General features: G+C 71.9%; 14 protein-coding genes. 9 read left to right on the top strand and 5 right to left on the bottom strand.

Annotation, left to right across the window (positions count from 1 at the left end):
- Positions 1 to 322: 322 nt before the first annotated feature.
- Positions 323 to 694 carry a DUF4180 domain-containing protein gene (locus tag O0S08_RS05430; RefSeq protein WP_269037927.1) on the top strand — a complete coding sequence of 124 codons (372 nt, stop codon included), beginning with the start codon at positions 323 to 325 and terminating at the stop codon, positions 692 to 694.
- Positions 695 to 965: 271 nt separating this feature from the next.
- Here O0S08_RS05430 and O0S08_RS05425 read toward each other — a convergent pair whose 3' ends face one another.
- Both O0S08_RS05425 and O0S08_RS05420 read right to left on the bottom strand, forming a co-directional pair.
- Entirely contained in the window at positions 966 to 1,637 is a 672-nt protein-coding gene (locus O0S08_RS05425; RefSeq protein ID WP_269037926.1) for a DUF4336 domain-containing protein, read from the bottom strand.
- Positions 1,638 to 2,090: 453 nt separating this feature from the next.
- Entirely contained in the window at positions 2,091 to 2,783 is a 693-nt protein-coding gene (locus tag O0S08_RS05420) for a MopE-related protein (RefSeq protein ID WP_269037925.1), read from the bottom strand.
- Between O0S08_RS05420 and O0S08_RS05415 the strand changes: the two genes are divergently transcribed.
- From O0S08_RS05415 to O0S08_RS05390, 6 genes are all read left to right on the top strand, one after another.
- The gene (locus O0S08_RS05415) at positions 2,776 to 3,252 is read left to right on the top strand and encodes a hypothetical protein (RefSeq protein ID WP_269037924.1); all 477 of its coding nucleotides are present in this window, start codon (positions 2,776 to 2,778) and stop codon (positions 3,250 to 3,252) included. The genes O0S08_RS05420 and O0S08_RS05415 overlap by 8 nt on opposite strands.
- A 9-nt stretch (positions 3,253 to 3,261) precedes the next feature.
- A complete protein-coding gene (locus O0S08_RS05410) occupies positions 3,262 to 4,359 on the top strand; it encodes an NADH:flavin oxidoreductase (protein ID WP_269037923.1) in 1,098 nt (365 codons plus the stop codon).
- 244 nt (positions 4,360 to 4,603) lie between these two features.
- On the top strand, positions 4,604 to 4,777 hold the full coding sequence (locus tag O0S08_RS05405; protein WP_269037922.1) for a hypothetical protein: 174 nt from the start codon (positions 4,604 to 4,606) through the stop codon (positions 4,775 to 4,777).
- Positions 4,778 to 4,959: 182 nt separating this feature from the next.
- The gene (locus O0S08_RS05400; RefSeq protein WP_269037921.1) at positions 4,960 to 5,844 is read left to right on the top strand and encodes a hypothetical protein; all 885 of its coding nucleotides are present in this window, start codon (positions 4,960 to 4,962) and stop codon (positions 5,842 to 5,844) included.
- Between the two features lie 567 nt (positions 5,845 to 6,411).
- On the top strand, positions 6,412 to 7,602 hold the full coding sequence (locus O0S08_RS05395; protein WP_269037920.1) for a pectin acetylesterase-family hydrolase: 1,191 nt from the start codon (positions 6,412 to 6,414) through the stop codon (positions 7,600 to 7,602).
- 249 nt (positions 7,603 to 7,851) lie between these two features.
- On the top strand, positions 7,852 to 8,517 hold the full coding sequence (locus O0S08_RS05390) for a glutathione S-transferase N-terminal domain-containing protein (protein WP_269037919.1): 666 nt from the start codon (positions 7,852 to 7,854) through the stop codon (positions 8,515 to 8,517).
- 86 nt (positions 8,518 to 8,603) lie between these two features.
- Here O0S08_RS05390 and O0S08_RS05385 read toward each other — a convergent pair whose 3' ends face one another.
- Positions 8,604 to 10,211 (bottom strand): Eco57I restriction-modification methylase domain-containing protein, encoded by a 1,608-nt coding sequence (locus O0S08_RS05385; protein ID WP_269037918.1) that lies wholly within the window; start codon positions 10,209 to 10,211, stop codon positions 8,604 to 8,606.
- The gene (locus tag O0S08_RS05380; protein WP_269037917.1) at positions 10,208 to 11,425 is read right to left on the bottom strand and encodes an MFS transporter; all 1,218 of its coding nucleotides are present in this window, start codon (positions 11,423 to 11,425) and stop codon (positions 10,208 to 10,210) included. Before O0S08_RS05380 ends, O0S08_RS05385 begins: the two co-directional genes overlap by 4 nt.
- A 123-nt stretch (positions 11,426 to 11,548) precedes the next feature.
- Between O0S08_RS05380 and rpe the strand changes: the two genes are divergently transcribed.
- Complete coding sequence (gene rpe, locus O0S08_RS05375; protein WP_269037916.1) at positions 11,549 to 12,286, top strand: ribulose-phosphate 3-epimerase; 738 nt, start codon at positions 11,549 to 11,551, stop codon at positions 12,284 to 12,286.
- Between the two features lie 94 nt (positions 12,287 to 12,380).
- On the top strand, positions 12,381 to 13,478 hold the full coding sequence (locus O0S08_RS05370; protein WP_269037915.1) for a DUF481 domain-containing protein: 1,098 nt from the start codon (positions 12,381 to 12,383) through the stop codon (positions 13,476 to 13,478).
- 63 nt (positions 13,479 to 13,541) lie between these two features.
- On the opposite strand, the gene O0S08_RS05365 is transcribed toward O0S08_RS05370, so the two are convergent.
- Positions 13,542 to 14,636, bottom strand: a complete 1,095-nt coding sequence (locus O0S08_RS05365; protein ID WP_269037914.1) for a hypothetical protein — start codon at positions 14,634 to 14,636, stop codon at positions 13,542 to 13,544.
- Between the last annotated feature and the right edge of the window lie 20 nt (positions 14,637 to 14,656).

Below are 14,656 nucleotides of genomic sequence, written 5' to 3'. Positions count from 1 at the left end.
GTCGCCACTCCGCTCGCGCCGTCTCGAGAGCCCCTGGCGCGGTCGTTCGCAGCAGCCGCTCGCCCGCGCGAGGCTCACAGGCTTGAGCGCCGCCTCGACCGCGCGAGGCTCACGAGCTCGAGGCCGCCTCGCCGGCGGCCAGGGCCGAAGCACCGCCTGGCGAACAGCGCCCAACCTTCGAGCGCACCGCTGCAGTGCCACTCGCCGTCACCGCTGCGCATGGCCGTCGAGGCTCCCTCATGGCCGCGGCCTCGTGGCCCCGCGCGCATTCGCACGCGACGACCGCCGCGACGTCGGCGCCGGCTCCAGGCATCATGCGCCCGTGACCGTCCCCCAGCTCCGCCAAATCGGTGCGGCCAAGGTGCTCGTGCTCCCCGACTCCGGTCCCGACATCGGCACCGTCGACGACGCCATCCAGCTGATCGGCGACACCGCCAGCAGCGGCGCCGACACCGTCGTCGTCCCGGTCGCCCGCCTGCACCCCGACTTCCTGGTCCTCCGCACCCGCATGGCCGGCGAGTTCACGCAAAAATTCGTCACCTACGGCCGCCGCCTCGTCCTCCTCGGCGACCTCTCGCTCGCCCTCATCGACAGCGACGCCCTCCGCGACTACGTGCGCGAGGCCAACCGCGGCGACAGCGTGTGGTTCTTCGCCGACTGGCCCGAGCTCGAGCGCCGCCTCGCCGGCGACTGAGCACCGCGGCCCAATCGCGCGCCCAGACCCTCGATCGCACCGCTGCCAGCGGACTCGTCGTGACGCCCGCGCAGCGCCTCACGGCCACCGCTCGCGTCGTGCGACAGCGGCGAGCGATTTCTCGGCGCATGCCCGCCACACCCCACCTCGCGCCCACCGCTCGCGCCGTCGACCCTCGGCGAACGATCGCTGCGACCACGCCGGCGCAGCACCTCGCGCCCACCGCTCGCGCCGTCGCGCATGCGACCCGACTCTCGCCGGCGACTCGCAGTCACAGCCACGCGTACGCCCGGCGCAGCACCTCGCGCCCGCCCGTCTCGACCATCGGCCCGTGCGACAGCACGATGCGGTCGAAGTCCCACGCGAGCATGCGACCGATCTGCTCGCGGGCACCCGCGCGGTCGCGGATCATCAGACGCTCGAGCCACGTCGCCCCCGGCCGGCGGGCGGCCATCACGAGGGCCACGAGGCGCGTGAACCACGAAGGGTGCGCACCGAGGTTGAACACGATGTCGGCGCAGATCAGCGTGCGACTGGCGCGATGATGAAACACGACCTCGTTCTCCAGCGCCCTGGCTTCAAAAAAGACCTGATCGAGCTCGCCGGCCCACTCGGGCTCGGGCCTGTCGCCGAGCACGCGATCGAACCGAATGTCCGGCCGCTTGCGCCCCAGCCCCGGGCAGGCGCCCGTGACCGCGTGCGGGTAGGCGTCGATCCACGAGCGCAGCCCCAGGTGATGAAACAGGCTCGGCGCGACGATCGCCCGCACCGACCCGAGCGCGTCGACCTCGGCGCGCAACTCGGCCGCCAGCGGCGCCGGGCTGTGGACGAACAGCCCGTCGCGCAGACGGACGATCGTCATGCGCGCCCCGGTCTCGACCCCGAGGAAGCGGAGGCGGCGTTCGTGAACCCAAAGTTCGTCGGCGAGCGAGCGCAGCGGCATGCGCAGATGAGTGTGCCGACCCGCGACGCCCGCGTCGAGCCGCGCGGCGACACCGGCGATGCAGATCTTACGACCCCGAAAAACGGCCGCGCTCGCCATCCTGAAGACGGCGCTCGACTCGAACCGCCGAGCACCCGCCAACCCTTCACCGCGTCGCGACCTCGGAGCCATCCTATGAATATAAAATATTCATCAGATCGATGAACAGCCGTAGCCGTCGATTTCTCGCACCACGTTGGCTCGAACCGCCGAGCTCCCGCCAATCCTCGCCCCATTGCGGCCTCGGCGTACGCCTATGAATATCTCCGCACCCGACCGACGAGCCGTCGCAGCGAACGATGTCCCGCCACCACGAAACCGGCGCCCGCAGCGCCACCTGCGATCAGACGAGCCGGACTGTGGCCGCCCGCAGGCGCAACGAGAGCAGAGCTCACCGTCGAGCCCACCGCCTGCTCACGGAACGGGCCCTTCGCAGATGAATTTGAACCCGCCATCGCACATATTATCGGCCCATTCGCCGGGATCACCGGGATATCCAAACACGCCGGTGCTGTCGATCAATACCACGCAGTCGGCGTCTTCCCACTCCAACCACTCCTTGTCGTCCGGCTGCATGTTGCTCCACCCGTCTCCGGCCATGTCCGTCCCGTCGGACACCCATTTGAAAATGCCTTCGGTCATGAGGTCGTTGCCGCCGATCCACCACATCCCCGTGTCCCCCATCTCTTGCAGCAGAAACTCGCGCTCGGCGCCGCCGTCGTCCTTGGCGAGATGGAGGCCATGGGTCACGCAGAACTGCTCCGCCTGCTCCCACTCGCGGGCAATCGTGCAAAAATAGTAGAGGGTTCCATCGCGCAGGCTGTATTGACAACCACCACAGCTCTGGTTGTTGGTCTCCCCGTCGAATTCATCGTACATACCGTCGCAATCGTTGTCGATCGTGTCACACATCTCGGTGATGCCCGGATGCGCGTTGGCCGACATGTCATTGCAGTCGGTGTTGTCGTGCACCCACCCCGGTGTCCCTTCGCACACCCACGCCGGCATATTCGGGTCACCGTAGTTGTCATTGTCGAAGTCCTTGTAGCCCATCATCAGCGGGCACGACTCGGTCGTCGACGCCGCTTCGCTGGTCCCGGTGGTCATCGCCTCGCTCGTCCCCGTGGTCGTCGTCGCCTCGCTCGTCGCCTCGCTCGTCGTCACCTCCGTCGTCGGCGCCACAGCGCCGGTCGACGTGGGTTCGCCCGTCGTCGAGCTCGTCGACGTCGGCACCGCCCCCGTCGTCATCCCCTGCCCCCCCGTCGTGCTGCCGGACGAGCCCGTCGACGTATCCAGCCCCGGGTGCCCGATCGCATCGAAGAAGCATCCACCGCCGAACGACATCGCGAAAAACGCCGCGCTCCATCCCCCGACCCGCCTCCGCGCGTCCGCCCTCGTCCTCGTCACCATGACCTCCGCTCCATCCGACCGCGCCCATCATCCCGTCTTCGCGCCCACCCGTCCACGACGCCCTCGCGCCCGCGCGCCCCTCTCGCAACGCGCGCAGATCCGCGCGATTTTTGTCACTGTGCTGCGCCCGGCGCACCTGTCGGTTCGGCGCGCAGCGATGCTCTAACCCTTCCTCATGAGCGGCGCTCTCCTCTCTCCGATTCGCCTGCGCAACGGCCTCGTCGCGCGCAACCGTGTCTGGCTCGCCCCCCTGACCAACCAGCAGAGCGAAGCCGACGGCGTGTGTTCGCCCGCGGAGCAGCGCTGGCTGGAGCGGCGGGCCGAGGGCGGCTTCGGCGTCGTCGAGACCTGCGCCGCTCACATCGCGCCGGACGGTCAGGGCTTCGACGGCCAGCTCGGCGTGTGGGGCGATCATCAGCTCCCGCGGCTGCGCGAGCTGGCCGCCGGCATCGCGCGAGCCGGCGCCATCGGTCTCGTCCAGCTGTATCACGGCGGCGTCCGTTCGCCCTCGCGGCTGACGGGCCGGCGGCCGTGGAGCGCCAGCAGCTTCACCGAGGCGCGGCCCGAATTCGAGGTCCCGCGGGCCGCCGACGTCCGCGACATCGAGGCCGCGATCGACGCCTTCGAGCAGGCCGCGCGTCGCACCGCCGCCGCCGGCTTCCACGGCGTCGAGCTGCACGGCGCCCACGGCTATCTGTTCGGTCAATTCCTCAGCAGCACCATGAATCAGCGCACCGACGAATGGGGCGGCTCCTTCGCCAATCGCGCTCGCCTCATTCGCACGGTCGCCCGCCGCGTCCGCGCCGCCACCCCCGCGGGCTTTCTCGTCGGTGCGCGGATCTCCCCCGAGGATTTTGGTTACGCCCGCGGCCTCGACCTCGACGAATCGCTGCAGCTCGCCGCCTGGCTCGCCGAGGACGGCGTCGACTTCCTCCACGTCTCCCTGTGGGACACCACCCGGAACACCGCCAAGCGGCCCGACCAGCACCCCATCCCGCTGTTCCGCGCCGCCTTGCCGGCCGACGTGCCGCTCGTGGTCGCCGGCAACATCTGGACCCCGGCCGACGCCGAGCTCCAGCTGGAGCGCGGCGCCGACTTCGTCGCCCTCGGCAAGGTCGCCATCTTGAATCCCGACTGGCCGCTGCGCGCCGCCGACCCGTCCTACCAGCCCGAGCGCGGCCCGCTGACCCCCGCCCAGCTGCACGACCTGGCGATCAGCCCCACCTTCGTCGACTACCTGCGACGCTTCAAGACGATCGTGCGCGACGCCTGAGCCCGGCGAGGCCGCGACCGACCGGCCCTCCCCGACGAGCCCTGCGCCGCGCCCTTCACCTCGGTGCACGCATGTCTCGAAAGACAGGTCGACTCGCCATGGGCTCGTCGAGCGACAGCAGAGACGAATGCCGAGAGCACCGCGCTTCATCCCGAGGCTCGCTCTCGTCTGCCCGCTGGCGGCCTCGGTTCCGGCGCGCGCGGACGCATCCGCGACCGGCGAACACGGCGCTTGCGAGGATCGCGTGGCCATCCGCGAATACCTCGATGGCCCCGCCCGTGACAACCTCGACAAGCAGCAGTCATTCGTCGTCACCGACAGCGTCGGCGGCAATTACGTGTGGGGATACCGGAAGAGCGACAACGTCCACGACTGGGTGCTGCCCGACCCGCTCGACGAGTCCTGCCTGCGCGACTGAGGGCGAGCCGCGCACGTTTACGCTCGCTCGACGCGGCCGCTCCGCGGAGAAGCGCTCCTGCGAGCCGTCGAAGCGCCGACCACCCCGTGCCCCTCGCCCCGGCGGGGCACTATCGCCCCGCCGCCTGGGGCAGTCGTCGCTTTCGCTTGTGCGATCGCGGACTCGTCTCGTATGAGCGAAGCATGCGCAGCCTCCTCGTCGTCGCCTCGCTCGCGATCGCCTGCACCTCGGAGCCGCCACCGGCCCCCGCGGACAGCAAGCCCGCCGCCGAACCACCTGCGGCCGCGCCCGCGACGACGACGCCCGCGCCGGTGACCCCGCCCGTCGCCGCGCCGACGACTCCGGCAGTCCCCGCGCCGGAGCCCGAGCCCGCGGCTCCGACCCTCCTCGCCGGCCCCGACCGCTACCAGCTGCCCAAACGGGTGTACTGCCCCGACGAGGAGCCGGGCCCGTTCTGCGGCGTGTACATCCTCGACGTCGCCGGCGCCCCGCCGATCACCTTGCTTACCCGCGACGGCACCGCGTGGTTCGTGCGCGACGGCAAGACGGAGACCCCGACCACAGTCGAGTTCGTGAAGATGCCGCGACCTCCGGAGCTGCTCGCGCGCTTCGACGTCCCCAGGTCGGACGCGGGAGCGACGTTCATCCTCAGGAAGCCTCATCCGCTCGTGCCCGAGTCGTTCGCGCTGGCGGACGTGCGCGGCTTCCAGGGCGACTTCGTGGTCCTCGGCGACAAGCTCTACGGAGCGGGTCTCGTCAAGGACACGGCCCTCTTGCAGATCGATCCGTCGACGAAATCCTTCGTGAAGCTCGACCTGGGCGACAAGACGCCCCTCGAGGTCCTGCCGGCCGGCCCGAACCTGGCCCTGTACCTGTCCGGACCGCGCAAGAAGACAGTGGCCACCTTCGATGTCGCCGCCCGGAAGATCGCCCGCGAGCTCGAGATCCCCCGCGACCTCGAGCCCGAGTGCAAGCGCACCCGTCACTACTACGGCGAGGACGAGATGTACTTCGTACCGGCGACCGGGCGGTTCTACGTCGGCTTCTCGTGCTTCCCCGACGCGTGAGCCGCGCGAGGCGCATGGGTGCGTCCGGGTGCGCCGACGGGGCCATCACCCGCTGACGCACACCGTTCCTCGCCCGCGCCCTCGCTGGCGCCAGGGCCGACAATTGTTTGCCCCGCGGCGGGCACTGTCCCTCACGGGGGCCCCGCAGCAGCAGTGAGCACGCAGCGTTCACGACGTCCTCGCGCGCCCGCGCCCGCGACCTCCGGCGAGCCCGTGACTCGGGCGCGGCCGGCTACATGTCTCTTGGGACATCCCCCGCTCGCGGCCGCCGGCGCCCTCCCAACCTCGGCGTGCGCCTCGTCATTCCTCCTCCGCACGCCTCGCGCCTGCGCGCCCACGCACGCGCCTGGCCCGGACGTCCGCCTCGCAACCCGGGGCTCGCTCTGCTATCTCGTCTTCTGGCTCGAACTATTCCGGCGCCTCTGTTTGCAGCGCTGGGCCCTCGCGCCCGGCCACCCGAATACCGATATGGCCAACCCGTCGCGTATCCTCCTCACCTCGTCGTTGACAATGTGGATGCTGGCTCCCGCCTGTGGCGATTCCGTCGCCGGCAGCGAGGGCTCGCCGATGTCCACCAGCACCGGCGACACCGACCCCGAAGACACCAGCCCCGACGACACGACCACCGGGACGACGACCGGTACCACCGGTGAGACCACGGACCCCGGCGCGAGCGAGCCGACCACCACGGACTCGACCACCGGCGACACCACGAGCGGCGAGGACGTCCAGCCCGAGCCCGAGGTCTGGGACGGTGAGAAGCTGCCGTGGGACGACTACGGCCGCTGGAACTGGATCCCCTTCCCCGACTCGCAGTGCCGCGACGGCAGCCGCGCGGGCATCTGGCTGCGCTACGGCAAGGGCCCCGGCCTCGTCATCTTCTTCGAGGGCGGCGGCGCCTGCTTCAATGCCCTGACCTGCGCCAACAACGCCGCGAACTACGAGGACACTTGGTGGTTCAACTGGGACGGCGACGGCATCTTCGACGACACGTGGACCGACAACCCGGTCCACGACTGGAACTTCGTCCACGTCCCGTACTGCACCGGTGACGTCCACGCCGGCAGCCGCACCGACGTCGAGATCCCCGGCGTCGACGGTCTGCAGCAGTTCGTCGGCTACCGCAACATGACGGCCTTCCTCGACCGCATCGTCCCGACCTTCAAGGCGGCGCCCAACGTGCTCGTCACCGGCGCGAGCGCGGGGGGTTTCGGCGCCGGCATCCACTACGACCGGATCGCCCGCGCCTTCCCGGACGCGCGCGTCACCCTGCTCGACGACTCCGGCCCGCCGCTGCCCAACAACGTCCTCGCCTCGTGCCTGCAGCAGCAGTGGAGCGATCTGTGGGGCCTCGAGGACGCCCTGCCGGAGGGCTGCGACGACTGCTTCCCGAGCGCGGGCGGCGGCCTCGCCAACCTCGCCCGCTACCTCGGCGAGAAGCACCCGAAGCAGCACCTCGGCCTGGTCTCCTCCACGCAAGACCTGACGATCCGCTTCTTCTTCGGCTACGGCGAGGACGAGTGCATGCCGAAGACCATCAACGTCCCCGCCGGCGACTTCGAGGCCGGCCTCGTCGACCTGCGCGACAACTACGTCAACAAGCCCGCCGGCGTGTGGAGCACCTACTTCGTCGGCGACAGCGGCGACCACGTGTGGACCACGGACACCCGGTTCTCCTCCACCTGGGTCCACGGCGTCCGCTTCGTCGACTGGTTCAGCGACCTGCTGGTCGGCAAGGCCGGCCACGTCGGGCCGTGATGGCGCTGCCCCTTTGGACATGCCCGATCGGTCATGTCCCTTAAAACATAGCCGGCTCTCACCCGCCGCCCGTGCGCTTCGCTCCGACCTCGCCGCATCGGTGGCGACCCGATCGCGCGCGGCGCCGTCGTTCCTGTCCCGGCCGCGACGTCGCACGTGACGAACGCCCCGCGGCTGGATCGGTGAAGGCGCACGGGCGTCGCTGCCGGCCGCCTCGAACGGCCCGGCCGCATCTGCTACAGCATGGCGATGATCGACCTCTACACCGCAGCCACGCCCAACGGGCACAAGGTCTCGATCGCGCTCGAGGAGATGGGCCTCCCCTACGAGGTGCACGCGCTCTCGCTCACCCGCGGCGACCAGAAGCAGCCGGAGTTCCTCGCCCTCAACCCCAACGGCCGGATCCCCGCGATCGTCGACCGCGACGCCGGCGACTTCGCGGTGTTCGAGTCGGGGGCGATCCTCATCTACCTGGCCGAGAAGACAGGTCAGTTCCTGCCCACCGAGGTGCGCGCCCGCAGCCGCGTGATCCAGTGGCTCATGTTCCAGATGGGCGGCGTCGGCCCGATGATGGGCCAGGCCAACGTGTTCTTCCGCTACGCGCCCGAGAAGATCCCCTACGCCATCGGCCGCTACCAGCGCGAGGTCCGGCGCCTGTTCGAGGTGCTCGACAGGCAGCTCGCCGAGGTCGAGTACGTCGCCGGCGACTACTCGATCGCCGACATGGCGACCTGGCCGTGGGTCCGCGGCCACGACTGGGCCGGCGTCGCCCTCGACGGCCTCGACAACCTCCAGCGCTGGCTCCGCGACATCGGCGAGCGCCCCGCCGTGCAACGCGGCCGCAGCGTCCCGCCCGCGGAGCCGCAGCCGAGCGACAAGACTGTGGACGAGATCCGCAAGAACATCCTCGTGTGAGCCGCGCCCGGGCCCGCAGCGGTCGGCCGCGACCGCTGCGTCCCCTTCGGGTGCCCGTATCGACATGTTTTTTACGACATGTCCTTTCATTCTCTCGACTGATTCGATCGATCACCTCGGGCCGGCTCAGGCCAGCCCGTAGAGCGCGTCGACCAGCTTGTCGAGGCGGGCGCGACCGAGGCGTCGCCGGCGGACCAGCGGTCGACGAGCGCCGCGATCTCGGCGGCGGTCTGCGGGTCCCAGTCCGCGGGCGCGGGCACCGGCAGGCCGCGCAGCTGACGGGGCCCGATCCGCAGGTAGCCGCGGGCCAGGCGGTCGCCGCCGTGCACGTGTTGATAATAATCGTCGAGCGCGCGGCTGTGGAGGATCGCCGCCAGCACGCGCAGGTCGGCGGGCCACCAGCAGATCGTCGTCGACTTGCCGGCCAGGACCTCGCCGCGGGCGTCGATCATCGCCTCGAGCGAGCGCGTCATCCCGGCCACGATCAGCTTCGGCGTGCGCGCCTGGGCCAGGCGGCGCGGCGGCAGCCGCTCGGGCGCCGCGATCACCGGGCGGAGGAAGCTGCGCCCGAGGTAGCGCAGCGGCGTCTTGCCCCACAGCTCGGCGCAGCGGTCGATCGTCCCGCTGTTGACCACGCGCAGGCCGGCGTCGCCCTCGACGATCAGCTCGGCGATCGCGTAGGCCTCGCCGACGGTGGCCGCGCCCCACACGTCGGCCAGCTCGCCGAGCGGCCGGCCGACCGCGCGCATGTGGGCGACGCAGGCCGCGTCGCCGCGCCCGGAGATCGGCCACGGCCCGTCGCCGTCACCTGTCCCGAGGGACATCTCACACCATTCGTCCCCGCGGCGGATCGTCACCGGCGCGGCCTCGCCGGCGCCGCGGCGGGCCACGAACGCCAGCGGATAGACCCCGGCGGCGAACGGCGGCGCGCCGCTGAGGTCGTGCAGCGCCACCAGCCGGGCCTCGCGCGTCAGCAGCCGCCGGGCCGCCGCCGCGTAGTCGGCCGACGCCAGCTTGTTGGGCACCACCAGCGCCACGTAGCCGCCCGGCGCGCACAGCCGCAGGCCGAGCTCGATGAACACGCAGAACAGGTCCCAGTTGCCGCGGGCCGCCTCGTAGCGGCCGGCGCAGTAGCGGCGCAGCGCCGCGTGGTGGCGCGTCATCGCCTCCGCGCCGACGAACGGCGGGTTGCCGAGCACCGCGTCGAAGCCGCCGGCCGCCTGCGGGAACTCGTCCGCCCACACGAACGGCGGCCCCGCCTCGGCCGGCGCGCCTTCGCCGACCACCGCGTTGCCGACCTTGATGTTCTCGGACATGTCCTCGGGGACAGCTCCTGCCAGCTCGGCCACCGCCGCGCGCGCCAGCCCGACCGCCGCCGGGTCGACGTCGACGCCGAAGATCGCCGCGCGCAGCAGCCGGAGCCGCTCGGCCGGGCCGAGCTCCGCACCTGTCTCTCGGGCCATCTGCTCGCCCCGGGCCAGCAAGGCCCGCGCGGCCGCGACCAGGAACGCCCCCGCGCCGCACGACGGATCGACCACCCGCACCGTCGCCGCGGCGGGCGCGGCCGCCAGCGCCCGCCCGAGCGCGTCGTCGACCAGCCGGGCCACCAGCGGCGCCGGCGTGTAGAACACCCCGTCGATCTTGCGGCGGGCCGGGTCGAGGCCGCGCTCGTGCGCCCGCGCGGCCTCGTTCATGCCGGCGGTCCCGGGCGCGCGGCGGTCAGCAGCACCAGCGCGGCCGCCAGCGCCAGGCCGGCGCCGATCGAGAACGCCGCCTGGGGCCCGAGCGCGGCCCAGAACACCCCGAACAGCAGGCTCGCCGGCAGCGCGGCCAGGCCGACGGCGCCGTGGTAGATGCCGAACGCGGTGCCCCGCTGCGCGCTCGGGGTGAGGTCGGCGACCAGCGCCTTGGCTGCCCCTTCGGTCAGGCCGAAGTAGAGCCCGTAGGCCAGCAGCAGCGCCCACAGTTGCCAGGCCGCGTCGGCGCGGGCGAGGCCGAGGTAGACCAGCGCGTAGACGCTCCAGCCGATCAGGATCGCCGCGCGCCGGCCGAGCCGGTCGGCGAGCAAGCCTCCGGGCACGGAGCTCGCCATCTTCACCAGGTGCAGCGCGATCCACAGCGCGATCAGCTGCACGAGCCCGTGGCCGAACCGCTCGTGCGCGTAGAGCAGCAGGAACAGGTCGCTGCTGTTGCCGAGGGCGAACAGCGCCGCCGCGGCGACGAACCCGTAGAACCGGCGCGGCAGCCCCTCCCCGCGCGAACCCGGCCCGCTCGTCGGCGGCGCCGCCGGCACGATCTCCCGCACCGCGAACACGATCACCGCCAGCGCCAGCAGCCCCGGCACCAGCGCCGCCGCGAACACCACCCGCAGCGCCGCCATCTCCTCGGCCGCCGGGATCGCCCGCTCGCCGCGCCAGAAGCCGTAGCCGAGCAGCACGTGCAGCAGCGCCAGCGCGACCAGCGGCCCGAGCACCGCGCCGGCGTGGTCCATCGCCCGGTGGAACGAGAACGCCAGGCCGCGCCGCGCCGCCGGCACCGCGTCGGCGATCAGCGCGTCGCGCGGGCTGGTGCGGACGCCCTTGCCGACCCGGTCGACGAACTTCAGCGCGACCGCGTGGCCGCCCGCGGTCGCCAGCGAGAACAGCGGCCGCGCCAGCGTCGACAGCCCGTAGCCGCCCAGGATCAGCGCCTTGCGCTTGCCCAGCCGATCGCTCATGCGGCCCGACACCAGCTTGAGCAGGCTCGCGGTCGCCTCGCCCAGGCCCTCCATCAGCCCGAGCGTGACCGCCGCCGTCGACGCGGGCACGAGCCCGGCGACGAACACCGGCAGCAGCGGATTGATCATCTCGCTCGACAGGTCCGTGAGCAGGCTGACTACCCCGACCGCGAGCACGTTGCCGCGGACCACCGCGCCCCATCCGGGCCGGGGCTCAGGCGACCTGGCGTCCGCGCACACCCCGGCAGTTTACCCACGCCCGCCCGACTGTGCTACCACTCCCGCGCGGCCGGTCGGCCACATGCCCGGAGAGACATGTCTCAACATACAGCCCCGTCCGAACGGCTCGCGCCGGTGATCGCCCCCTCGCTGCTCAGCGCCGACTTCGCCCGCCTGGGTGAGGAGGTCGTCGCGCTCGACCGGGCGGGCGCCGACTGGATGCACGTCGACGTGATGGACGGCCGCTTCGTCCCCAACATCACGATCGGCCCGCTGGTGGTCGACGCGTTGCGGCCGCACACCTCGCGGGTGCTCGACTGTCACTTGATGATCGAGGAGCCCGAGCGCTACGTCGGCGCCTTCGCCGACGCCGGGGCCGACATCATCACCGTGCACGTCGAGGCCTGCCGCCACCTGCACCGCAATCTCCAGCAGATCCGCAACCTCTCGCGCAAGTCGGGCGGGCGGGTGCTGGCCGGCGTCAGCCTCAACCCGCACACCCCCGTGTCGGTGCTGGTCCACGTGCTCGACCTGTGCGACCTCGTGCTCGTCATGAGCGTCAACCCCGGCTTCGGCGGCCAGCAGTTCATCCCGGCCGTGCGCCCGAAGATCCGCGAGCTGCGGGCCATGATCGCCGCCGCCGGCCTGCCCACCCGGATCCAGGTCGACGGCGGCATCACCGTCGACACCATCGCCGACGTCGCGGCCGACGGGGCCGACGCCTTCGTGTCCGGCACCGGGGTCCTGCGCAGCCCGCAATTCGGCCGCGACTACGCGGCCGCCATCGCGGCCCTTCGGGGAACCGCCGATGCCGCCATGATCTGGCGCACCTGACCGGCCGTCCGGACTGCCGGACACCCCACCGCGGCTGCGCGGGAAGTTGGCTGGCGGAGCAATCGGTGTCACAAACGAGCGCGCCGATTCCGCCATGCCGTCGCCCGCTCGTTGTCCCTCGTTCGTCGCGTTCGCCCTCGTGCTCGCAGCCGCGGGCGACGTCGCCGCTCAATCGCCCACCCCCGCCCCGCCGGCCCAACCGGCTCCCGCCGAGGAGGCCGAGCCGGCCCCTGCCCCCGCACCGGCCCCCGCACCCACCGGCACCGCCGCGGCCGCGGGGCCACGGGCGGCCGGCACCGTCGGCGCCCAGGCCCCGGCCAGCACGGGCGCCACGAACCTCGACGAGAACAAGTTCGCGACCACCGGCACCAGCGAGCCGATGGACGCGACCGAGGCGGAGATCTCGGCGGGCGGCCTGTTCACCTCCGGCAACGCCCGCTCGGCGGCGCTGACCGGCGGCGGCCGGTTCCGGATCCGCCGCAAGATCCACGAGTTCCAGGCGCAGTTGGTCGGCAACTACGCGCAGGCCGCGATCCGCCAGCCCGACGGCGCGCGCACCGGGCAGCTGACCGCCGGCAACGTCCAGGGCCGGGTCCGCTACGACGTGTACTTCCACCCGCGGGTCACGTTCTTCACCATGTTGACCGCCCGCTTCGACCCGTTCCTCGGGCTCAACATGCGCATGCGCGTCGACCCGGGCTTCGCGTTCTACATGGTGAACCAGCCCAAGCACCGCCTGTGGGCCGAGGTCGGCTACGACTTCCTGTACGACCAGCGGCGGGTCCGCCGCGGCGCCGACAACTCGCAGTGCCCCGCCGGCACCACCCTGGTGCTCGACGTGCCGAACACGACCTCGGCGATGCCGACCTGCGCCGCCCGCCCGAGCGTGGCCACCCACTCGGGCCGCATCTTCCTCGGCTACAGCAACCTGCTGTCCGAGTACGTCACCTTCACCACCGGCATCGAGTACATCCAGGCGTTCGCGCCGTTCCGCTCGAACCCGGTCGAGACCGACGGCGGCAAGGCGCGCGCCAAGTCGTGGGTCAACTGGGACGTGGCCCTGACCACCGCCCTCGGCAAGCGCTTCGCGTTCGCCACCAGCTTCACCCTGCGCTACGACAACGCCCCGCTGCCCGGGATCAAGAAGCTCGACACGATCACCTCGTTCAGCCTGGTGTTCAAGTTCATCTGAGCTGTCCCTCGGGGCAGGTTTTCGACCTGTCCCCGGGGACATCTCCGCAGGACCCGAGCCCGCTCACTCCGGCACGTCGCACACCGGCTCGGCCTCGGGTTCGACGCAGCGGTCGCCCGCGCCGCACTGCAGGTGGCCGATGCAGCGCACGTAGCCGGAGGCTTCGCCGCAGTCCGAGCCCTCGCTGCCGAGGGCGACGCAGACCAGGGAGCCGGACTCGCCCCGGCACTCGGCGTAGGGCAGGCACTGGTAGTCGGCGCAGGCCTCGTTGGGGCCGGGCAGCTTGGCGCACTTGCTCGACGCGTCGCAGTAGTCGTCGACGCGGGCGCACGCCCGGTAGTTGTGGTTCGAGCAGCTCTCGCCCTCGTTCGGCAGCGCCCGGCAGGTGCGCCGGTCGTCGTCGTCGGCGTAGCAGTCGAGGCCCTCGGCGCACTCGACCCAGCCGGAGGAGCAGTCGTCGCCCTCCTGGCCCCGCGCCTTGCAGATCGAGGCGTCGAAGTCGCAGTAGGCCGCGGCGACGCACGAGCCGCCGTCGTCGGCGCACGACTCGCCGGCCTCACGCCGCGCGGTGCACACCGTGGGCACGAAGGTGTTCGGGTCGCGGGCGCAGAAGGCGTCGTCGGCGCAGTCGGAGCCGGTGCACGCCTCGCCGATCTGCGGCCCCGCGCCGGCGAGCACCCGACACGCGCCCGCGCAGCACGTGCCCTCGTCGCAGCCCAGCGGCGAGAACCCGCACACCGCCTCGCCGGCGCACTCCTCCGAGTTGAGGCACGGGTCGTAGTTGCGGACCTTGCCGACGAACACGTCGGCGCACACCGCGGGCGCCGCGGTCGGGCCGGCGAAGAACAGCACCCGGTCGAGCTGGTCGCGGTCGCACGCCTGCGCGCTCACCTGCTCGAGGCAGGCCTCGGCCGCCTCGGCGTCGAACGCCACCCGGTCGGCCTCGAGCGCCGCGAGCAGGTACTGGAAGCGCCCCGACGTGTCCCACACCAGCGCGTCGCGGCACTGCCCGCGCGACTGGAACACCGAGCAGCCGGTCGCCCAGGCGCACAGCGCCTCCTCGTACTCGCCGGCGAAGTTCTCGGGCGTGGCCTGCTGGGCGCACCCCGCAGCCGCCGCGCCGAACCCCAGCACCCACCCGCGGATCGTCTTCTTCATGATGTCCTCCAAAACATGTC

Origin of the sequence: Nannocystis punicea, assembly GCF_026965555.1 — a bacterium.
Classification (GTDB): Bacteria; Myxococcota_A; Polyangia; order Nannocystales; family Nannocystaceae; genus Nannocystis; species Nannocystis punicea.
The sequence above is the reverse complement of the archived record's forward strand: the minus strand, read 5'-3'. Positions and strand labels throughout refer to the sequence as shown.

What these genes read in the sequence shown, in the direction of transcription:
- O0S08_RS05425 (WP_269037926.1), bottom strand. Translation starts at nt 1,637, where the DNA reads ATGCCGCTGCGCTCGCTCGCCGACGAACTTTGGGTTCACGAACGCCGC.
- O0S08_RS05420 (WP_269037925.1), bottom strand. Translation starts at nt 2,783, where the DNA reads ATGACCACCGGGACCAGCGAAGCGGCGTCGACGACCGAGTCGTGCCCG.
- O0S08_RS05410 (WP_269037923.1), top strand. Translation starts at nt 3,262, where the DNA reads ATGAGCGGCGCTCTCCTCTCTCCGATTCGCCTGCGCAACGGCCTCGTC.
- O0S08_RS05400 (WP_269037921.1), top strand. Translation starts at nt 4,960, where the DNA reads ATGCGCAGCCTCCTCGTCGTCGCCTCGCTCGCGATCGCCTGCACCTCG.
- O0S08_RS05395 (WP_269037920.1), top strand. Translation starts at nt 6,412, where the DNA reads ATGTCCACCAGCACCGGCGACACCGACCCCGAAGACACCAGCCCCGAC.
- O0S08_RS05390 (WP_269037919.1), top strand. Translation starts at nt 7,852, where the DNA reads ATGATCGACCTCTACACCGCAGCCACGCCCAACGGGCACAAGGTCTCG.
- O0S08_RS05385 (WP_269037918.1), bottom strand. Translation starts at nt 10,211, where the DNA reads ATGAACGAGGCCGCGCGGGCGCACGAGCGCGGCCTCGACCCGGCCCGC.
- rpe (WP_269037916.1), top strand. Translation starts at nt 11,549, where the DNA reads ATGTCTCAACATACAGCCCCGTCCGAACGGCTCGCGCCGGTGATCGCC.
- O0S08_RS05370 (WP_269037915.1), top strand. Translation starts at nt 12,381, where the DNA reads ATGCCGTCGCCCGCTCGTTGTCCCTCGTTCGTCGCGTTCGCCCTCGTG.
- O0S08_RS05365 (WP_269037914.1), bottom strand. Translation starts at nt 14,636, where the DNA reads ATGAAGAAGACGATCCGCGGGTGGGTGCTGGGGTTCGGCGCGGCGGCT.